This is a genomic window from Paenibacillus sp. MZ03-122A (assembly GCF_024213325.1).
Classification (GTDB): Bacteria; Bacillota; Bacilli; order Paenibacillales; family Paenibacillaceae; genus Paenibacillus; species Paenibacillus polymyxa_B.
Genome location: NZ_JANAVI010000005.1, coordinates 340,807 through 360,374 on the forward strand (window position 1 = coordinate 340,807; position 19,568 = coordinate 360,374).

Here is a 19,568-nt window from a genome sequence, read left to right on the forward strand (position 1 = left end):
GATGGAAGGAGAGTTCAATGTGAGAAGAAAAGAATTTACGGTGGCAGAACAAGAGGAAATAGAGCAGTTTCTGAGCGAGGTCAGTTTCGGATTTTTAGGCATGAACAGCGAGGATGGTTTTCCGCGTGTGGTTCCCTTGAATTTCGCTTATGGAAACGGCGTTTTTTATATTCATGGCAGCCGTGCTGGAGAAAAGATGGAACGGATGAAAGAGGATAATCGGGTTACTTTTTCAGCTGCCAAAGAATATGCGCTCATTCCGTCTTATTTTACGGATGAACATATGGCATGTCCTGCGACATCATTTTTTAAAAGTATTACCGTGCGTGGTCATGCGGAGCATGTAGTGGATTTGGAAGAAAAAGCATCGGCCTTTTCCATTTTTATGAGTAAGCTGCAACCGGAAGGCGGGTATGATACGATTGATGCCAGCGATTCTCGGTATGCTTCACGCTTGAAAGGGGTCGCTCTGATCAAAATTGTACCAGAGGAATGGACTGCCAAGTTTAAATTCGGTCAAAATGTCAAAGGTCAGGAACGTCAGCAGATTATCGACGGCTTGCAACAACGGGGGCTGGATGATGATCTGACAACGATTGAGATGATGCGCAAATATTGTCCTCATCACTGAGCGTAATAAATTCCTGCTCGCTCACCATCAGATTGGTTAATTATACCTTGTAGGCAGATGCCCTTCCAAAACTTTCAGTCCTTCTGTATTAGGACTTTTGAAGGACAGGTATATATCATCCTCAAGCCCATTGTTCTTACTGCAAAGGAACTTTATAATACGATAGATTTGTGGCGTAAGGGGGCAAGACCGTGATGAGAGCAGGAGTCAGAAGTCGGGAAAGTCGAAGGTTGTTACTGGAAGCGGGGGCTGAAGAGTTCGCTCAGACGGGGTTTTATCAGACTAAGGTAAGTTCGATCGCGGCACGTGCAGGATTGACGCAGCCGGATTTTTATATTCATTTTGAAAGCAAGGAACAAATGTATGAGGAGCTTGTGGAGAGCTTTCGTACTTTGGTGAATGATACGGTACAAAGCATGAAGATTGGCCCAGACCAAAGCGAGGCTGAAATTTTGAGACGGGGACAAGTGTTTCTGGAAGCTATTTTTCGCGTGTTGTCTAACAATCCAGCGATCACTCGTGTCGGATTTTACCAGGCGGCAGACTCGGTGCGCATTAAGGCGGAAATGGCCGAGCATATTAAAAAGCATCTGTTGGCGGCGCAACGTTGGGGCTCCTGCCGTGAGGAACTGGACCCTGAACTGACAGCAGAATGCGTGATCGGCTTGATTGAACGGCTGACGTTAACTAAATTGCTACCTGGACGTGAAAGTCCGTCTGTGCTTGCCAAGCAGGCACGAAACCTCCTGTATCACGGCATGCTCGGGTCCGAAGAATAACAGGACTATACAATCCCAACCTAGATTTGGGCGGCAGGCGCGGCATTTGTCCCTATCATGAATGATGGCATAAGCATAAGATGCTTTTGTAAACCATGAAGGGAGGAATCACCATGTCTGGAGTAGGTGCTGGTTATGGAGCTTTTACATCTACAGGAGCGATTCTGGTACTTTTCATTCTGCTCGTTATTATTTCCAAAGCATTCGTCATCTAATTCGTAGCTCATGAATCTGATTTCGGGCGATTTGTTGTAATCGACAGAGGGAGGAGGAACTTAAGATGGGTGAAGTAGAAAGAGGTTGCGGTGGCGGTGGCTACAACATGTTTACTTCCACTGGTGTTATTCTGGTACTCTTCATTTTGTTGGTTATCATCACACGTACCATTTTCATCTAAAGCGATATTCATGGGCTTGAGCACCGATGCTCGGGTCTATGACCGTGCAAGCCAAACTAGGAACCGTCTCCAATAGAGGCGGTTTCTTTTTTATATAAAAGTTTACGTTGACGTTAACGTTATAGAGTCGTAGTATTTATATATAATCTTTTTCATAAGGTGGGTGTCATGGTTACGTATAAAATTGATGAGGTCGCCAAGCAAAGTGGTCTGACGAAGCGAACCATTCGTTATTATGAGGAAATCGGCTTATTGCCCTCTCCGCAGCGCAGTGAAGGGAATATGCGCCTGTATTCGCAGGAGGATGTGGATTTACTAAAAAAAATAGTGAGTGCCAAGGAAGTACTTGGATTCTCCTTGCAAGAGCTTCAGCGTTACATGTCCGCAGCGGAAATGCTTAAGGGTCAGCGGGAGGAATATCGCGAGCGAACAGAGCATTTGCAACCGAACGAGCGACGGGCCATGTTGGAGGATATGGAAAGTACATTGAACGAACAGTTGGAATTAATGGAGGGAAAAATCAACAGCATCCGTATGCTCCAGACTGAGCTGGAGGAGTTACGGGTTAGGGTGCGTGAACGCAAGGTTCTTCTGGATGAAGAACTTGATCACGACCCATCATAACAAGAACATTTACATTCAGATGTGGAGGTAACATCATAATATGAGTTCACAACATGCATTACCTGAAGAGTTAAAAGAACGCTCAGGCTTGCTGTCTCAACCGAAAGCGGTATGGGCAGTCGCCTTTGCTTGTGTTATTTCATTTATGGGTCTAGGATTGGTCGATCCGATTCTTCCGGCCATTGCCGATCAGCTTCATGCTACGAAAAGCCAAGTGTCATTGCTGTTCACCAGCTATAATCTGGTAACAGGCGTTGCGATGCTGATTACGGGCGTTGTATCTAGTCGATTGGGTGTCAAATGGACACTACTAACCGGGATTTTGTTTATTATTGTGTTTGCCGGACTGGGCGGCACAGCCAATACAGTTGGCGGAATTGTGGGCTACCGGGCAGGCTGGGGTTTGGGGAATGCTTTGTTTATCGCAACAGCGTTGTCTGCGATTGTAGGTCTGTCCACTTCTGGAACAGCTAAAGCAATTATTTTGTATGAAGCGGCATTGGGCCTTGGGATTTCAGTGGGTCCGTTACTGGGCGGTGAGTTAGGTTCCATTTCCTGGCGCGGTCCGTTTTTCGGTGTAGCCGGACTGATGGTGGTGGGATTTTTGTTCATTACGTTTATGCTACCTTCGATTCCAAAGCCCAAAAAACGCGGTTCCATTACCGATCCCTTCAAAGCGCTCAGTTATCCGGCTTTGCTCACGCTCGGTATTGTAGCGTTATTATATAACTTTGGATTTTTTACGTTGATGGCGTATTCTCCATATGTTATGAATCTGGACGAGCATGGTTTAGGTTATGTGTTTTTTGGTTGGGGAATTATGCTGGCCTTTACCTCGGTGTTTGTAGCACCGAAGATTCAAGCACGCTTGAGCGTGGTATCTTCCATTAGTATCATGCTGACGCTGTTTGCCATTGATTTAGGTGTTATGGCGATTGGGACGATAGCTGGTTCGCCAACGACTGTCATTGTCGCCGTCATTGTAGCTGGTATTTTTCTGGGAATTAACAATACATTGATTACGACTGCTGTTATGCAGGCTGCTCCAGTGGAGCGCTCGACAGCATCTGCGGCCTACAGCTTCATGCGGTTTTTGGGCGGGGCAATTTCGCCGTGGCTTGCAGGGAAGCTGTCAGAGTGGTACTCAGCAGAAACCCCGTTTTATTTTGGAGCATTGATGGTACTGATTGGTGTAGCTGTGCTGATCGTACGTCGTCGACATATGCAGGATATTCAAGTGGATGCACACTAAAATTGGACTTCTGAGGAGGAACAGAGTATGAGCGAGTACAAACATATTCTAGTTGCGATTGACGGTTCGGAACACGCGATGAAGGCGTTGGAGACAGCCAAAACGTTGTCTAAGCAGCTTCAGGGGAATCCGCATCTGACTGTATTGCATGTAAACCCGGCTTTATCCATGAATGAGCCGCCGATTGGGGTTGATGTGGATGAGCGGATTGAAGAGGAAGGTCGTCATATCTTAGAACCTGCATCCGACTATTTGAAGGACCAGGGTATATCTTACCGTATGCTGGCGGGTCACGGTGATCCGGCCAGTGTCATTTGCGAAAGTGCAAAGCAGGAAAAGACGGATTTGATCATTATAGGGACGCGGGGCAAAGGACTTGTTTCCGAAATGATACTGGGTAGCGTGAGCCATCAGGTGATTCAGCATGCACCTTGTCCGGTGTTGACGGTAAAATAGATGGTAAGAGAACGTTGATATCCAGAGAAGGAGGAAAAAGCATGCAGCAGCATTTATTTATTGGTGGAGAATGGAAAGCTGCTTCATCGTACACGACGTTGAAATCACCGTATTCCGGGGAAATCATTGCTGAGGTGGCAGAGGCCACGTCAGAGGATGCCAAGACTGCTATTCAAGCGGCCTCTGATGCACGCTCGGAGATGCGGGCCATGCCAGCGCACCAGCGGTCAGCCATTTTGGAGAAGCTGGCTAACCTGCTGGAAGAGCGGCGTGAGGATGCAGCGCGCATCATTGCACGTGAAGCCTCAAAACCATGGAAGGCTGCGCTGACGGAGGTTGATCGGACGGTGCAAACCTACAAGTTCGCAGCTGAAGAAGCCAAACGGATTCACGGGGAAACCATTCCGCTGGATGCTGCACCGGGCGGCGAGGGCCGTATGGCCTACACGCTCAAAGAACCAGTAGGGGTAGTCGGAGCTATTACACCATTTAACTTCCCGATGAATCTGGTCGCTCATAAAGTGGGTCCCGCGCTGGCAGCAGGCAATACGGTCGTATTAAAGCCTGCGGAGCAGACGCCGTTGTCGGCTTACTTGATTGCGGAGCTGCTGGAGCAGGCTGGGTTGCCTGCGGGCGCTCTTAACGTGATCAGCGGCGATGGTAAAACCATTGGCGACGTACTTGTCACTGATCCGCGCGTCAGCTATATCACTTTTACCGGTAGCCCAGCGGTCGGTACAGAAATTCGCTCCAAGGCTGGCTTGAAGCGGGTCACGCTGGAGCTGGGTTCCAACGCGGCCGTTATTATCGACCGTGATACGGATGTGGACGCGGTCATCGACCGTTGTGTGAGTGGAGCCTTTGCCAATCAGGGACAGGTGTGCATATCGGTTCAGCGTATTTACGTTGTTGATGAACTGTATGATACCTTTGTATCCCGTTTTATAGAAGCAACTCAACGTTTAAAAATTGGAGATCCGCTAGAGCCGGACACAGATGTATCCGCGCTTATTTCAGCCAAGGATGTCGAACGTGTCCGTGAGTGGCTGGAAGAAGCGGTTCAAGCAGGCGCAAGGATCGCTCTGGGTGGCCAAGCCAAGGGAGGTATTTTGGAGCCGACGGTTTTGCTTAATGTGGACCCGACTGCCAAGGTGTCCTGTCGTGAAGTGTTTGCCCCGCTTGTGCTGATTCATTCTGTTAGCTCTATAGATGAAGCTGTAAACCATGTGAATAATTCGATTTATGGCCTGCAGGCGGGAATTTACACGCGTGATATTACGACCGCGCTGGATGCAGCGGACAAGCTTGAGGTTGGCGGCGTGGTGATTAATGACATTCCAAGCTTCCGTGTTGACCATATGCCGTATGGTGGTGTGAAGCAAAGCGGCACTGGACGCGAAGGCGTAAAGTACGCCATGGAAGAGATGCTGGAAACAAAGCTGGTCGTTATTAAACGGTAGTAGTTATATAAAAGCCTATCTGATGGACATAGATAATACGTTTTGCGTATGTCTGCTCATTAGATGGGCTTTTTTTTCACCTTTTGCGCGATTTTCAGATGAAAATAAAGTTTTAGACCGTTGGAACTGTTCCACCGTCAATATTATATTCACTTCCTGTAATTGAAGCGGCCCGGTCGGATACCAGAAAAGCAACAAGCTCAGCGACTTCTTCTGGTAGTCCTGGACGACCAATTGGAATTCCTCCCAACGAGTCCATCAGTTGCTTTAATGCACTTTCTCGGTCACCTGTCGTTTCAGCAATCCGATCAATCAAACTTTGTGCTGCCTTCGTTTCGATAAAGCCTGGCGCAACTGTATTAATACGAATGCCTTGAGGCGAAAACTCCTTGGATAACCCTTTGCTGTAAGTAGTTAAAGCTGCTTTGGCAGCAGCATAGGCCAATGTTGCATCATATAGCGGCAAGCGACGTTGAATAGATGAAATATGAATTATAACACCGGAACCCTTTTCCACCATAGCCGGCAGCAGTCCACGGTCTAAACGGACGGCAGCAAACAGATTGGCGTTAAAAGTTTGCTGCCAATGCTCGTCTGTCAAGATAAGAGCTCCCCCGGATGGGGCTGACGAGCCTCCAACATTGTTGACAAGAATATCTATACCGCCTAGGCGCTCAAGAACACTGTTTACTACTTTATCTACACCTTCAGGCGTACTAATATCGGCTGGAATAAACAGGTCTGGATTTTCTAAATTAACTGGAGTAGTTCGAGCCGTAGTTATTACGGTAGCACCTGCAGCTGTAAGTCGCTTAGCAATAGCCTCTCCCATTCCTTTGGTACCGCCTGTGACCAAGGCCCTTTTGCCTTTAAACTCACTTAAAATGCTTTCTAATTGAAAACTCATGCGAATAATTCCTCCTAAATTCTACAATGTGGTTGAGAAATACCTCTAGGTATCTCCACTTCGAGTTCACTTGTCTTGCGAACCTTACAAACTATCGACAATGACACCCCGGTACCGCCCTCCGCGCAGTCGATGCTTTAGGGCTTTTTGATAGGCTGGACTAAAGTACCAAGCTTGTGCTTCCTCAAAAGTGGGAAATTCCAAGATGGCCAGCCCTTCAATAGCGGGTCCTTCGAGGACTTGGTATGCGCCATACATTGCTAGGGGGTTGACGGAATGTCCCGCCAAACCTGCCGGTGCCAACTCAGAATAGAGTTGGAGTTCAGTTTGATCGGTACTCTGTTCACGTATAAAAACAACATAAGCGGGCATATTCGTTGTCCCTTTCTTATTTTTTAATACCTTTATGGAAGTGTAATAATCAGTTCTTTAATTTTATTGTTGTTTACTAGAAATTGATGTTTAAGTAGGAGTGGATCGGGGAGATTTGATTTATCAAAGTCTCCGTCTACTTTCGCAATTACGACGATGGTATTATTACTGTCATCCATATCCACGATCTCAAAGGTGACATTTGGCCCCAATATTTCTGCTTCACACCATGATTTTATGGCTTCCATACCTTTGATTTCGCGATGATTATCCAAGATCAACGCATCTTTATCGAAAGCGGAAGTAAGTACTTCAAGCTGGGATTTATTCGCTGATGTAAAGTAAGTTTCTACTGCCGGTGGCAGGGTTCTATGTGGATTCATTGATCCTTCAACCTCCTATGGTGAGTATGTTGTGAGCGATAACTTCAAACTCATCATAGCAGTAATAATATGACTACATGGTGTCATATTATAGAGGGCCATTTAAATTTCTTTTCATCGTTTCTAAATGAGACAATATTCTTGTACGTACTTGTTCGGGGCTAACCTCTATAAGGAGGGGACCAAAGGACAGCAGATAACTGTCCAGCCAATTGCCTACAGGAAATTGTGCTGTGACGGTATAAGAGCCGTCTTCCTTCTGAGTAATGGTTTTCTCGGCAAATTCATCGTATACGCGGTAAGCTCCTTGAGCAGAAATGTGAAGAGTTACTTCAATGGTATGAAGCAAGTCGTTCATCTTTGTATCTGTAGATGCTACGACTGTTCTTGGCTCATAACTAATTTCGGTAACTGCAATCTCTTTCATTCGGCTAATCTTAAATACACGATGACTTTCCGTATTTAAACAGTAACCTTCCACATACCAGGATTTATCTTTAAACAAGAGCTTGGCAGGTTCGACGCTACGATAACTCTGTTCCCCGGCGACGTTATAATAGCGGAACTTTATAACACGGTTTGTGATTATTGCGTTGCGTATAAGAGTGAATAGCTGTCTCTGGCTGTTTTGGCTTCCCCATGGCGAAAAATCTACTTCGATCCAGTTTCCCATGTCTTTTTTAAAAAGCCTACTCAACTTGTTTAGCACTTCTTCTACCTGTGGGATGGTAGCTGTAGCCACACTCTGAAGTGCCATTAAGATATCATCTTGTTCCTGCTCGGACAGTAAAGAGGTGTTAAAGACATAACCCTCCATCAATGATATTCCGCCCCCCTTGCCTCTACTGCTGTAGATGGGAATCCCAGCTGCGCTTAAGGTATCTATGTCCCGATAAATCGTTCGTGTGGAAACCTCAAAATGCTCTGCCAATTCATCAGCAGTCACTTTTTTCTTATGGAGTAACATATAAACGATTTCAAAATGTCTGCTTAACGGCATACGCTTCACCTCTCTCGGTAGCATACACCTTATAACATGACATTATAAAGTCATATTAAGTGATTGCTCTACATCACACCCTAATGGGCATCAACTGGGGGACTTTATTTTCTTTGAACAGCGATAATAACACTGCCTTGGGATCAGATCTTTAAATAATCTTTTTGACAAGTTGAACAAAAAGCACTTGCAAAGTAAAAAGGAATAAACTATACTGAGGCCATTCATTAGTAATTGATCAATCACTAACTGAATTAACAAGCAACGGAGGTGATATTCATGAGCAGGATACCGCTCAAGTTTACTGAAGTATCTTTATCGGAACTATGGATTGAGCATATTCAGTTAATTGAAGGAGTACGAAGTTAAGTAATTGATCAATCACTTATTTTAAAGTAAATGGAGGAGAGAACATGAAGCATCTTATTATTTACGCACACCCATCCGAGGGAAGCTTTAATCATGCAATTTTGACCACAGCAGTCGAGGGGCTGAAGCAAAAAGGACATGATGTGGTTGTTCGTGATCTATATGCAATCAACTTTCAACCTGTGATTAGCAGCAGCGAGGTCATTGAAGGAATCGGAGAAGATGTTGTACGGGAACAGGAATTTTTGCAATGGGCAGAGGTAATCACCCTTATTTATCCGATTTGGTGGACGGGGATGCCAGCCATTATGAAAGGGTATATAGACCGCGTATTCTCTTACGGATTTGCTTATAAATATGTAAATGGAGTGCAGATGGGATTACTCAAGGGTAAGAAAGCCATTATCCTCAATACGCAAGGAAAATCACATGCGGAATATGCCAGCAATGGCATGGATCAAGCCCTTCGTTTGACGTCTGACAAAGGCATATTTGAATATTGCGGACTTGATATCATGTATCATCTATTTTTCGAGTCGGTACCCCAATCTGATGAAAATACGCGTAAGAAGTGGCTTCGCCAGATTGCAGACATGGCCAGCAAAGCCTAATATTTATGTTCAGAGCCAGAGGATTAAGCATTAGGGGAATCGAAGTTGCCAGTGGCTAACCCAAAAGGCATCGCGTACATCTACAGGCGATGCCTTTAAGCAACGATCTGTTGACCATTCACAGTAAATATTCCCCATAGATTAACAAAATTACTCACTTCAGTAGTGGTCGCGAAATGTGGTTGTAACGGCCCCATCGAACGATGAGAAGAATGTTTAGACAAGGTGTGTATCTCTCCTTTAAATTGAATTTTGCAACGAGCCCTATTGTCAGCCCGTTAATTAAAAACGGCAGCCCATCCCTTCTGGACGGCTGCCTTTAATTATTTTTGAAGTTGACTTCAATAAAATGAGAGGTTACTCATTTTTAGTTCTATAAGGATATTTTATTTTTAGGCTTACTTCACTCATAAATGTTGATCCCAGTAGCAGGATAGCGCCGAATATTTGAAATAACGTCATACTTTCGCCTATCACAAGTGCTGAAATCAATAATGAGGTTAGGGGATCTACATAACTTAATATAGCGATGCTTTGACCACCTATACCTTTCATTCCGGAAAAGAATAAGTAGAACCCCACGCCTGCATGCAGGATACCTAATATCAAAATGAGGATAACGGAATTGCCTGATAACTGATATATTCCTAATTTCTCTTGAGTAATAAAAAGAACAGGAATCAAGAATATGGATGATAATAATAGTTGTACAATCGTGATTTCCAGTCCATTCATATTCCTAATAAATTTGTTGGTCAAAGTCAGGATTGCATAAAAAGTTGCCGCAATAAGTCCATATACGATACCAATCAAATGATTGCCGTCTTCTCCGTTACTCGCGCTCTGTAAAATTAATATCAACCCAAAAAGGGCAGCACAGGCGCATAAACATTTTTTTAGGGAGAGCTTTTCTTTAAGCACAATAGGTGACATCCCTATTACCAAAACAGGAGCGAAATAGTAACTTAAAGCGGCATTAGCGATTGTTGTTTCCTTGTAAGACTGAAAGAGAAAGACCCAATTTAAGCTCAAGGCGATGCTTGCAAGTAATAATGCAAGAGCATTCTTTTTTATGTTAGGCCAAGATACTTTATTCTTGGTTATGATAGAGATTCCGAACAATAACAAACCGCCAATCAGACTCATGAATAAAGCTATTTCAATTGAACTCAAATCGATATACTTTGCAAAAACGCCAACTGCACCGAAAATCACCATAGACAAAACAAAATATAATTTTTCTTTCATTTTTTTTCCCGCTTTCTACTAATATGATGGTTAGACCGACAGGATATAGTCTGCCCTTGCATACAGTAGAATCTATGGAAAAGGAACAACTTCATGTAGATACCTTCACAGTAGATCCTACTGTTGTGGTTCTACTGGGGGGGGTATAAAATTATACATTTTTATCCTCCTTTAACAGCGGATTTAATTTTTATGAGTCCGACATGTTTTTGTCATTATAACACACGAAATTTAATTTGATTACGCTATAAAATACCATATATCAATTCCGTTAATCCCTCCGATAATTTAATGAGTTGCAGCCAAAATTTTTGCACATACCCGGAGATGGATCATTACAGAATTATTCATTCTTCGATGTCATCATCGTTAATGAAATACGAGGATAGACATACTTATCGCATCAAGATCATCATCCGGCTTTAACATGTGCAATCACTGAGGATTGCGCATAGTCTAAATATTCAGCAGTTTTTTTAAATCCTCTTATTAAAGGTTATAAGGTGACGAAGCTCAATGTAACAACCGCATTTAGACAACAGCGCTTATTTTATAGATGAAAAAGCCGTTAAATAGCGGCTTCTAGGCGTATCAATTCATATCATCCGATAGTACTTAAAGCCAGACCCATGAAGAGAAGAGGGTATCCTTAACCGGATATCCTCTTCGTCCTATTTACTATTTCCAGTAAATTTTATTCATTTGGGTATACAACGACCTTCAAACATTCGCTTTTATAGTTTAGTGCACGCTCCATTGCTTCATAGGTTTGCTCCAATGGATATTTATCAGTGATTAGTACCTTAGCGTCAATACTACCTGACGAAAGGAATTCAATGCCCTTCGGATAGGTGTTGGCGTAACGGAAAATACCGTAAATATCTATCTCGTTATCCGCTATGAAAGGAACATTGAAAGGAATATCCGCCTGTGCAGGAAGGCCGACAATTGCCATCTTGCCTCCGCGTGCCAAACTACCAAGTGCAGATTGGAGTGCTTTAGGATTACCTGCAGTCTCCCAAGCTGTATCTACGCCATGACCGTTAGTGATTTGTTTAATTTCTTTCTCCGCATCCTGCTCCAACACATTGATGGTATGTGTAGCTCCCATCTTCTTGGCAGCTTCAAGGCGGAGAGGCTCAAGATCGGTTACAATGATTGTCGAAGCACCATAAGACTTAGCAGCAGCTACAGCCATCAAACCGACAGGTCCCATACCCATAATTGCAATAGAAGATCCAGGCTGCAATTGGGAGCGGGCAGCCGCATGGATGCCTACCGAGAATGGTTCAACCAGAGCCGCCTCCTCGTAGGTCAGGTTGTCAGGGATCTGGAATACAAAATCCTCTCGCATTTTAAGATATTGAACAAAGGCCCCATCAAACGGAGGGGTTGCCAGAAACTCTACCTTAGGACACAAATTATATCTGCCAGACTTGCAGGCCTCACATTTGCCACAGGTCACGCCTGGTTCAACCGCCACACGGTCTCCGACCTTGAAGCGACTTACATTGGTTCCAATAGCCACGATATCCCCAGAACATTCGTGTCCGAGAATGAACGGTTTCTCTACGACATAGTTACCGATTCGTCCATGCGTATAATAGTGCAGATCAGAGCCGCAGATGCCAACGGCTATTACTTTTATCAGCACTTCATCTGGACCGATCTCTGGTACAGGAACTTCTTCTATCTTGATTTCGCGAGTATTATGCATAACAGCAGCCTTCATTGTATGGGGGACTTGATAGTTTGTCATAGATTAAAACCCTTTCTGTTTATAATTGAGATTTTGATTCTTTTTGGTATAAGTCTGATACAATCCGGTTAAAAAGTCTGGAATCGAGCTTGTAAAATAGTGCTGCAACGATACCCATAATGCTTAACAATGCAGGAACCAGACAGAGTAGAAGTGCTATTCCAGTGAGTGCCGATGAAGTTTGTACGGCATTCGGAACATATCCTGAAATCTCAAGGATGTAACCAGATAGTGCTCCTGATACCGCAATTGACAGCTTTTGTCCAAAACTGAAAATGCCATAGATGAGCCCTTCGGTACGGTATCCCGTCTTCCACTCGGAGTATTCGACAGTATCCGGAAGCGCTCCCCATATCACTGCCGCAGGCATCCCACCTATTAAGCTGCTTAACAGCGTCCAGACAATAACCATAGACAGATTGCTATAATCTGTATAAAACAGGGCAACACCGCAGATCATCGTGCCGGATAGTCCCAGAATGATAGCGTTTTTCTTTTCCAGCCATTTGGTTAGAAGCGGGGCAGCCAGAGTACCAATTAGATTACCGCCAAAGGTAAGCAACATGAATAACGACAGTAAATCCGTACGGTCCAGGTTGTAATTTACGTAGTAAATAGAAATCGATGAACGGATACCTGCCGCAGCTTGGAATACCAGATAAATAAACGATATCAACAGCAGTGGTTTATTCAGCAGTAAAACCTTAAGTGCTTTCTTAAACGGAAGAGACACGGCTTTCTTGGCCGAAACCCGTTCCCGGGTGCCTGCAAAACAGATCATGTAGAACACTAATGCGAACACAGAGTAGATCATCAACGTGTTACGATAGCCGACCTGGTCGTTATGGGGCCAGAAATGTTCGATAATCATCGGCGTCATGACGGAGACAATGATACTGCCTATCATGGAACCAACAATACGGTAAGATGACAGGCTGACACGTTCCAGAGGATTTTGTGTCATCGCTGATGTGAGCGCACCATATGGTGTTCCGATGAAGGACATCATGGCCATAATTGCAATGTACGTGATGTATGCGTATACAATTTTACCGGTCATACTAAATTCAGGTGCAGAGAAACACAATATACCTACAATAGCCATTGGAACCGCACCAAACAAAATGAAAGGTCGCAGCTTTCCCCATCGTGTCTGGGTTCGGTCGATAATAAAGCCCATACCTAGATCTATAAATCCGTCCAGGATTCGTACAAGAAGAAACATTGTTCCTACAATGGCAGCCGGCAGTCTGACAACATCCGTATAAAAGAACAGCATATATGTCAGCACCATCGACCAGTAGAAGTTGATGGCCAGATCGCCGCTTCCGTAAGATAGCTTTTCTAAAATACTCAGCTTATGTGGTTCCTCTGAGTGTACGGTGGTATGCTCCGCCCTTGCCAAAGTGTTATCCATTAGCGATCCTTCCTTTCCAGTTGATTAGATACCTTGCTTGTTTTCAATTAAATTGTATATAGTTATGGAATTGCTATCTATCTTTTTGAACTGTCCATTTCGTACAGCGCGGCTGTACATTTATTGAGAAAGAAGTAAGGAGTGTGGGAATATTGGCAGAATTGGATAAAAGGGTAGAGTTCGCTGAGTTGCTTGCTGATGGCATTTCAACCCTCAGGGAGCATCCCGAATACCGAACCCGCCGTAAGAAAAGAGAATCGGTTCCCTCAGGTAGATCCTTTTCCGAATCTTATATGGACCGTATTGCAGCCCGCATCGGTGTGTCTTCTAATACTATTAAAAGTTGGATGGGTCAAATGGGCCCTAAATATATTCCCAGCCGAGTGGAAGACGGCAAACTTTTGGGTCTTCTGTGGATCATTATGGAAAAAGAAGTAATGAATACTCGTTGGTTCAACGACCTATTGCTGACCACTTCCATTCCGGTTATTGATCCTCCAACTGCAGATTGGCTGATCTCCTGCTTTCGCAAAGCTAAAGTTTTGCTGGATAACGGATCGTACGGTACTCCGGCAGATCGAGAGATCAAAAATCTGGTTAAGACGTTCTTCACTGATTCGCAATCCATTGAAGCTGAAGAGGAACACTCCTACTTTCTTGAGCACAATCTCCCCGGCCGCTGGACAAGCTCTTTTATTGGGCGCCTGCATGATCTCGAATATATATCTTTATGGCTACGCTCACCTTCCCCCATCTGTCTTCTGACTGGCTGGGGAGGCATGGGTAAAACGACGATTGCGCTTGAAATCGCATATGCTTGTATTGGTGATCCGCATGGCGAAGCCAGCTCCCCGGCTTTAGTTTGGCCTGACCTTTCCCATGTTATCTGGGTGAGTGCCGAACTACGAAATTTGACCTTAAACGATTTTTTAGACACCATTGCATATCAGCTAGGCCGCAGCGAATTGCTGGAAAAATTACTGAATGAGAAACGTTTAGTTGTGCGGAACGTACTTGCATCGGCCGCACTACAGAAACCGTTGCTGCTGATAATCGATAGTATAGATATGGCCAATAATGAAATTCATGAATTTGTGGCTACAGTTCCACCCGGCGTGAAAATCCTATTAACTGCACGTGAGAATCACAGCCTGCTACATGCCCTCTCACAGAAAGAAATATACACAATTACACTGAATGGACTTGAGCCCATGGAGGCTCTAACCTACTTTAGAGAGGAAGTAAATTACCAAATACAAATGAGTTATCAGCCTGCCAAGAAAGAGCGCCTTAATAAGCTTCTGACAGATGATGAAGAAGCATTACAGCGGCTCATTATGGCTACGGCAGGCAACCCCAAGGCAATCTCCCTGATTGTCGCTGACCTTGCTGACGATGATATTCAAGTCAGTGAGCTGATTAATGAAATTGCTCGTTCGGGGCACACTCTCTCCTCACTGTTTAGTTTTCTATTCGGTCGAAGTTGGGAGCGCTGTACGGAAGAAGCACGACGGTTATGGCAGACATTCGGCTTTTTTAGTGATTCGACCGTTGAAGACAGCTGGGCCAATACGGCGGGACTTAATCAGAAGAACTTTTATGAGGCCCTGCGTTTGCTGAGAAGCTTCTCATTGGTCGAAACGGAGCGAAGCAACGGCCGTCTCCACTATCAGGCACATCAAACAGTCCTCACCTATGGAGAACAACACCTTAACGACAACCCTGAGTTGGAAAAGGAACTTCGGAGGAATTGGAGTTCGTATTACCTTTCTTATCTAGATACTCATCTCAAGAGGGAGCAGCCCACTGAGGTGTATTGGAGTTTTTTATTAGGAAGAGATCTGGCTCCCGTAAAATCCGAGTGGCCAAACATCCTTAAATTGCTCAAGTGGGCAGATAATCATGATTCCAATACTCTAATTCAAATCATGTTAAGAATAACCCATTTTTTAAGTCGGATTAATCTAGAGACACGGACAGAATACTGCATTAAGGCTGCAAAATATGCAAGCTCTGCAGGGAACCCGATGTTGGCAGCTATGTTTTATATTGATGGTGCTGGTTGGTCACTCATTGAGACCGGTGAAAATGAGAATGGACTTCACTACATTGGGGAAGGGATGAATGAATTAGCCATAATGGATCAAAGTAAACCTGACGCTACGGATTTGAAGATTCTTGGTGAGGTATTAAAGGCAAGATGCTACTTAAAAACCGACCAACTGGATGTTGCTCAGGCAATAATTAGGGGAATAACCTTTGAGCCATACTCCCCTATTATTCTTCACCGTCTGCTTTTGGTTAAGAGTGAGATCAGTTCAATGAAGGGCAATTTCGAAGAGGCGACTGCACAGTACGAACAAGCTAATGAGATAAGCCGCACTTATGGCGGGGAGAAGACAATTGAGGCATATTTTAATCTAGGAGTAGCTTATGTAAAGCAGGCACAGTACGAGAAAGCTGAAACAGCCTTTGAGCTTTTGCTATATGATAAAAACCATCCTAATCAAATCGAGTTAATCTATTACCAATACGGAACGGCCCAGCTTCTAGCTGGCAGAGGACTCTATAACCAAGCAGTGATGCTTATCCTGAACGTACTTACAAATATTGAATCCTGGGGCCGTTTAATTGACTTGAAGCAAGAGGTCGATTCTTTCTATAAATATCTAAGAAGTAAACTAAGGGGCGATACCGGTTAACTGCTAAGAATGGATAGAATTACGAATGAAAAGCATTTGGCTTATAGTATTAAAAATGGAAAAGTATAGGGTTGTTTACCGTAGAAAAATGAATAAATAAATGAAATGACCTTCTCAGATTAAAGAAGGTCATTTTTTAATTCAGGAATCATTATTAAATGTAGCACAGCCTTCTGCTTATAGGCGTTATCGCTTGCAAGTCATGAAGTGGTTCTTTATACCTAGTGTGGAATTTTCGCATGGACGTTCATGCGTTTTGTCGGTTAGCTATGATGCTGCGTATCACGGTTCAAAAGTAGCTGCACATGATGAAATCTCTGGTGTATATCTATGTAGGGTATCAAGCTGTAGTTAGAGCATTTTTTTGAGCTGGGATATACGGGCTTGGGAAACCTCAAGTATTTTGGCATATTCGTGCTGTGCTGCATTGGGGTGTTTTTGCATTAATTCTTTTAGACTTTCGATCATCTGTTGTGTCGATCGCCGTAGACGTTTGGACTCTTTATTAGATCGTTGTGAGTTGGATAAAGATGATTTGGCTGGTCTTAGGATAGGGCTGAAATTTATCCCCTTCTTTAAACTTTCAATACATTCCCCGCAAATAAAGCTGTCTCTAAAATAAGTTAACTGTTCTGTTGAACCACACATTTTACACGTCACCCCAGTGTACTTTCGAAAGGCGAGAATACCAGTTTCCTCATCTGCAAAAATCTCAACAGGATCACCCACATTATAATCCATGGAAATTCGCATTTCTTTGGGAATAACGATGCGGCCTAACGCATCTAGAGGACGTGTCATACCTGTACTTTTCAAATGATAACCTCCTTTTTTTATATCCTTATAATACTAAATAGTTATGATAAAAAAGAATAGGCTTAGAGAAGCAATCGCATATATTTAGTAAACTGTTGAAAAGTATACAAGTAATTTCCAAAATATGTTTTGTTATGGAGAGAAACGTGTTGAGGAGATTATAAAGAATTTCCGATATATATTCATAAAGATTATTCTAGACGATTTTCGTTATGAGGCACAAATGCCCACGTTTTATTTTCTATCCGAACTAACGGGCCATAAGAAGGTTGCCTCGCTTCTGCAAGGTAGTAGGAATCTTAATTTTGCACTCTTTACTATGGAAACTTATACTTATCGTTAAAGCTGACTTGAAGAGAAATAAAAGAACGAGGAGGGGAATAACTATGTACTCCATTAAAGAAGTTCAAATGAAGAGCGGATTGCCCGCATCTACTCTTCGTTACTATGAAAAAGAAGGCATATTACCTGATGTGGGTCGGGATGGAGGTGGAAGAAGGGTATATACCGAAAAACAAATCGATTGGATTAGGTTCCTTATGGCTATGAAAGATACAGGGATGACCATTGAAGAAATTAAGGCATACCTTGAGCTAAATGTTAAGGGAGAAGCCACAATCCAAGAGAGAAGAGACTTCCTTGTAGCCCACAAAAAGAAAGTAGAGGAACATGTGGCACAAACGCAGCACAATTTGGAGAAAATTATTCAAAAGATAGCTTTTTATGATCATGTGGTTATGGGGAAAAGCCTCTCTTAGGTATCGTATGATCTGTAAATAGTGGTAAAGTCAAATCGAATATATGGAGCCCCCGGCATATTTGAGAATACGTGCTGGAGGGCTTTTTTGCATAGATTTCTAAAGATGCAGATTCTAGGTCATAAGTATGGAAAATGGTTGGCAAATGGGCGGTTCACAACGCGCTTACAGGGTAAAAGTGTAGTACCAAGGTGGGCGAGTGGGGGCGTTGACTCTCACGCCACGTGAGACTGTAGACTGTCAAGCAAGGGAGGTGAAGCGGAATGGCTTATACGGTGAAGGAAGTGTCTAATCTGTCGGGAATCAGCGTACGAACATTGCATTATTATGATGAAATCGGATTGCTGAAACCGCATCATATTGGAAATAATGGATATCGCTATTACGAACAGGAACAACTGTTGAGGCTTCAGCAAATCATGATGTACAGGGAACTGGATTTGCCTTTATCTGAAATTGGAAATGTGCTGGAGCAAACCAAGGAACAAAAGGCCGAGGCTTTGCAGGAGCATCGAGCCAAGGTCGAGGCCAAAGTCTTCCGCTTGCATACTCTCCTACAGACCATCGACGAAACGGTGGCTCATTTGAAAGGGGAACAAGCAATGAAACCAGAGCACATGTACCAAGGTTTTAATCCGGAAAAGCAGGAAATGTATGAACGTGATTTGACAGACCGTTATGGTCAAGAGGCTCAGGAAACAATTCAGGAGAGCAAGACGGTCACGAAGAACTGGAGCAAAGAGGATTATTTGGATTCGCAGGCAGAGGCTGACCAGATTCATCGGCGGCTGGCAGAAGCCATGAATAAAGGATTGAAGCATAACTGTGAAGAAGTACAGGCGCTAATCCGCCGTCATCTTCAATGGGTAAGCCGATTCTATACCCCTACAGCAGAAATTTATAGCGGGCTGGGAGACTTGTATGTAGAGCATGAGGATTTCAATAAAATGTATGAAGGCTATCGCCCCGGACTGGCTGAGTATTTGCGAGACGGGATGAAGGTTTTAGCCGAACGGGAATTAAATTAGCAAAGGGGTGAACAACAAGCCAATTCCGATGGCCTGCTGTTCACCCTTTTTTTGTGTAAAGTAGCTTACATGCTGCTTTGTGCTGTTCTCATGCCTTGCTGACTGTTGTTTCCGTAATGTTGCATGCCACTGCTTGCGAAATGTTGTCCAGTCGTTCCCATATGTTGCGGAAAGCTGTTATTCATGTGGCTTCCTGTATTAAAGGAGGTTGGTTGCATACTGCGGGAAGCAAAGCTATCGCCAAATCCAGGCTGAGTCATTTGATTGCTGGAACGGATGGAGTTTTCCAACTGACTACACAGTTGAATCACTTGCTGGTATTGCTGCATAGCCTGCTGGTGATGCTGAATTGCAGTTTGGATCATTTGAGCTGCGCTTCGTTCACGTTGCACCAGGCTTTCAAGACTGGATGCATTTTGTTGTTCCTGTTGCAGCAACTGCTGATACATCGCAGTTCCTTGCTGTGTTTGTTGTACCAATTGTTGCATGATTTGTTCACATTGATGAAGTTGTTGTTGTGGAGCCATGTTGTTATACATGAATCATCAATCTCCTTCGCCGGATAGTTTTGGGTTTCAGACCCTCCTATATTGTGGCGA

The 19,568-nt window shown here is 43.9% G+C and carries 20 protein-coding genes; 11 read left to right on the top strand and 9 right to left on the bottom strand.

Annotated features, from left to right (window positions below):
* Nucleotides 1-19: 19 nt before the first annotated feature.
* The 7 genes from NLX74_RS13695 (at nt 20) to NLX74_RS13725 (ending at nt 5,599) form a co-directional block, all read left to right on the top strand.
* A complete protein-coding gene (locus NLX74_RS13695; protein ID WP_235307192.1) occupies nt 20-631 on the top strand; it encodes a pyridoxamine 5'-phosphate oxidase family protein in 612 nt (203 codons plus the stop codon).
* A gap of 194 nt (nt 632-825) precedes the next feature.
* A complete protein-coding gene (locus NLX74_RS13700; RefSeq protein ID WP_061831285.1) occupies nt 826-1,410 on the top strand; it encodes a TetR/AcrR family transcriptional regulator in 585 nt (194 codons plus the stop codon).
* A gap of 113 nt (nt 1,411-1,523) precedes the next feature.
* On the top strand, nt 1,524-1,625 hold the full coding sequence (locus tag NLX74_RS13705) for a hypothetical protein (protein WP_014599460.1): 102 nt from the start codon (nt 1,524-1,526) through the stop codon (nt 1,623-1,625).
* Nucleotides 1,626-1,975: 350 nt separating this feature from the next.
* Nucleotides 1,976-2,431 (top strand): MerR family transcriptional regulator, encoded by a 456-nt coding sequence (locus NLX74_RS13710; RefSeq protein WP_235307193.1) that lies wholly within the window; start codon nt 1,976-1,978, stop codon nt 2,429-2,431.
* A gap of 40 nt (nt 2,432-2,471) precedes the next feature.
* Nucleotides 2,472-3,683: an MFS transporter gene (locus NLX74_RS13715; RefSeq protein WP_235307194.1), complete on the top strand. Its 1,212-nt coding sequence runs from the start codon at nt 2,472-2,474 to the stop codon at nt 3,681-3,683.
* A gap of 27 nt (nt 3,684-3,710) precedes the next feature.
* Complete coding sequence (locus tag NLX74_RS13720) at nt 3,711-4,139, top strand: universal stress protein (protein ID WP_254329059.1); 429 nt, start codon at nt 3,711-3,713, stop codon at nt 4,137-4,139.
* 41 nt (nt 4,140-4,180) lie between these two features.
* Nucleotides 4,181-5,599 carry an aldehyde dehydrogenase family protein gene (locus tag NLX74_RS13725; protein ID WP_254329060.1) on the top strand — a complete coding sequence of 473 codons (1,419 nt, stop codon included), beginning with the start codon at nt 4,181-4,183 and terminating at the stop codon, nt 5,597-5,599.
* A 112-nt stretch (nt 5,600-5,711) separates the two neighbouring features.
* On the opposite strand, the gene NLX74_RS13730 is transcribed toward NLX74_RS13725, so the two are convergent.
* The 4 genes from NLX74_RS13730 to NLX74_RS13745 form a co-directional block, all read right to left on the bottom strand.
* The gene (locus NLX74_RS13730; RefSeq protein WP_254329061.1) at nt 5,712-6,506 is read right to left on the bottom strand and encodes an SDR family oxidoreductase; all 795 of its coding nucleotides are present in this window, start codon (nt 6,504-6,506) and stop codon (nt 5,712-5,714) included.
* Nucleotides 6,507-6,590: 84 nt separating this feature from the next.
* Nucleotides 6,591-6,878, bottom strand: coding sequence for a DUF1330 domain-containing protein (locus tag NLX74_RS13735; RefSeq protein ID WP_165178959.1), 288 nt, complete (start codon nt 6,876-6,878; stop codon nt 6,591-6,593).
* Between the two features lie 32 nt (nt 6,879-6,910).
* Nucleotides 6,911-7,261 carry a nuclear transport factor 2 family protein gene (locus tag NLX74_RS13740; protein ID WP_254329062.1) on the bottom strand — a complete coding sequence of 117 codons (351 nt, stop codon included), beginning with the start codon at nt 7,259-7,261 and terminating at the stop codon, nt 6,911-6,913.
* An 88-nt stretch (nt 7,262-7,349) separates the two neighbouring features.
* A complete protein-coding gene (locus NLX74_RS13745; protein ID WP_235307200.1) occupies nt 7,350-8,261 on the bottom strand; it encodes a helix-turn-helix transcriptional regulator in 912 nt (303 codons plus the stop codon).
* Between the two features lie 413 nt (nt 8,262-8,674).
* Here NLX74_RS13745 and NLX74_RS13750 point away from each other — a divergent pair, with 413 nt between their 5' ends.
* Nucleotides 8,675-9,241: an NAD(P)H-dependent oxidoreductase gene (locus NLX74_RS13750; protein ID WP_165178962.1), complete on the top strand. Its 567-nt coding sequence runs from the start codon at nt 8,675-8,677 to the stop codon at nt 9,239-9,241.
* A 357-nt stretch (nt 9,242-9,598) separates the two neighbouring features.
* Here the strand turns inward: NLX74_RS13750 and NLX74_RS13755 are convergent, their stop codons facing one another.
* The 3 genes from NLX74_RS13755 to NLX74_RS13765 all read right to left on the bottom strand — a co-directional run bounded on the left by NLX74_RS13755 (nt 9,599) and on the right by NLX74_RS13765 (nt 13,665).
* On the bottom strand, nt 9,599-10,489 hold the full coding sequence (locus NLX74_RS13755) for a DMT family transporter (RefSeq protein WP_254329063.1): 891 nt from the start codon (nt 10,487-10,489) through the stop codon (nt 9,599-9,601).
* A gap of 694 nt (nt 10,490-11,183) precedes the next feature.
* The gene (locus tag NLX74_RS13760) at nt 11,184-12,248 is read right to left on the bottom strand and encodes an NAD(P)-dependent alcohol dehydrogenase (RefSeq protein ID WP_254329064.1); all 1,065 of its coding nucleotides are present in this window, start codon (nt 12,246-12,248) and stop codon (nt 11,184-11,186) included.
* 19 nt (nt 12,249-12,267) lie between these two features.
* Nucleotides 12,268-13,665 (bottom strand): glycoside-pentoside-hexuronide (GPH):cation symporter, encoded by a 1,398-nt coding sequence (locus tag NLX74_RS13765; RefSeq protein WP_235307203.1) that lies wholly within the window; start codon nt 13,663-13,665, stop codon nt 12,268-12,270.
* A gap of 152 nt (nt 13,666-13,817) precedes the next feature.
* Here NLX74_RS13765 and NLX74_RS13770 point away from each other — a divergent pair, with 152 nt between their 5' ends.
* Entirely contained in the window at nt 13,818-16,367 is a 2,550-nt protein-coding gene (locus NLX74_RS13770) for a tetratricopeptide repeat protein (RefSeq protein WP_254329065.1), read from the top strand.
* A 351-nt stretch (nt 16,368-16,718) separates the two neighbouring features.
* Here NLX74_RS13770 and NLX74_RS13775 read toward each other — a convergent pair whose 3' ends face one another.
* Nucleotides 16,719-17,183: an AbrB/MazE/SpoVT family DNA-binding domain-containing protein gene (locus NLX74_RS13775; RefSeq protein ID WP_235307205.1), complete on the bottom strand. Its 465-nt coding sequence runs from the start codon at nt 17,181-17,183 to the stop codon at nt 16,719-16,721.
* A gap of 386 nt (nt 17,184-17,569) precedes the next feature.
* Between NLX74_RS13775 and NLX74_RS13780 the strand changes: the two genes are divergently transcribed.
* Together NLX74_RS13780 and NLX74_RS13785 are read left to right on the top strand one after the other, a co-directional pair.
* Entirely contained in the window at nt 17,570-17,941 is a 372-nt protein-coding gene (locus tag NLX74_RS13780; RefSeq protein WP_254329066.1) for a MerR family transcriptional regulator, read from the top strand.
* 263 nt (nt 17,942-18,204) lie between these two features.
* On the top strand, nt 18,205-18,969 hold the full coding sequence (locus tag NLX74_RS13785) for a MerR family transcriptional regulator (protein ID WP_254329067.1): 765 nt from the start codon (nt 18,205-18,207) through the stop codon (nt 18,967-18,969).
* Between the two features lie 65 nt (nt 18,970-19,034).
* Here NLX74_RS13785 and NLX74_RS13790 read toward each other — a convergent pair whose 3' ends face one another.
* Complete coding sequence (locus tag NLX74_RS13790; RefSeq protein ID WP_235307207.1) at nt 19,035-19,508, bottom strand: hypothetical protein; 474 nt, start codon at nt 19,506-19,508, stop codon at nt 19,035-19,037.
* Nucleotides 19,509-19,568: the final 60 nt, after the last annotated feature.

Coding starts and splice junctions, on each gene's coding strand:
- NLX74_RS13700 (WP_061831285.1), top strand. CDS start 826: ATGAGAGCAGGAGTCAGAAGTCGGGAAAGTCGAAGGTTGTTACTGGAA.
- NLX74_RS13705 (WP_014599460.1), top strand. CDS start 1,524: ATGTCTGGAGTAGGTGCTGGTTATGGAGCTTTTACATCTACAGGAGCG.
- NLX74_RS13710 (WP_235307193.1), top strand. CDS start 1,976: ATGGTTACGTATAAAATTGATGAGGTCGCCAAGCAAAGTGGTCTGACG.
- NLX74_RS13715 (WP_235307194.1), top strand. CDS start 2,472: ATGAGTTCACAACATGCATTACCTGAAGAGTTAAAAGAACGCTCAGGC.
- NLX74_RS13720 (WP_254329059.1), top strand. CDS start 3,711: ATGAGCGAGTACAAACATATTCTAGTTGCGATTGACGGTTCGGAACAC.
- NLX74_RS13725 (WP_254329060.1), top strand. CDS start 4,181: ATGCAGCAGCATTTATTTATTGGTGGAGAATGGAAAGCTGCTTCATCG.
- NLX74_RS13730 (WP_254329061.1), bottom strand. CDS start 6,506: ATGAGTTTTCAATTAGAAAGCATTTTAAGTGAGTTTAAAGGCAAAAGG.
- NLX74_RS13735 (WP_165178959.1), bottom strand. CDS start 6,878: ATGCCCGCTTATGTTGTTTTTATACGTGAACAGAGTACCGATCAAACT.
- NLX74_RS13740 (WP_254329062.1), bottom strand. CDS start 7,261: ATGAATCCACATAGAACCCTGCCACCGGCAGTAGAAACTTACTTTACA.
- NLX74_RS13745 (WP_235307200.1), bottom strand. CDS start 8,261: ATGCCGTTAAGCAGACATTTTGAAATCGTTTATATGTTACTCCATAAG.
- NLX74_RS13750 (WP_165178962.1), top strand. CDS start 8,675: ATGAAGCATCTTATTATTTACGCACACCCATCCGAGGGAAGCTTTAAT.
- NLX74_RS13755 (WP_254329063.1), bottom strand. CDS start 10,489: ATGAAAGAAAAATTATATTTTGTTTTGTCTATGGTGATTTTCGGTGCA.
- NLX74_RS13760 (WP_254329064.1), bottom strand. CDS start 12,248: ATGACAAACTATCAAGTCCCCCATACAATGAAGGCTGCTGTTATGCAT.
- NLX74_RS13765 (WP_235307203.1), bottom strand. CDS start 13,665: ATGGATAACACTTTGGCAAGGGCGGAGCATACCACCGTACACTCAGAG.
- NLX74_RS13780 (WP_254329066.1), top strand. CDS start 17,570: ATGTACTCCATTAAAGAAGTTCAAATGAAGAGCGGATTGCCCGCATCT.
- NLX74_RS13785 (WP_254329067.1), top strand. CDS start 18,205: ATGGCTTATACGGTGAAGGAAGTGTCTAATCTGTCGGGAATCAGCGTA.
- NLX74_RS13790 (WP_235307207.1), bottom strand. CDS start 19,508: ATGTATAACAACATGGCTCCACAACAACAACTTCATCAATGTGAACAA.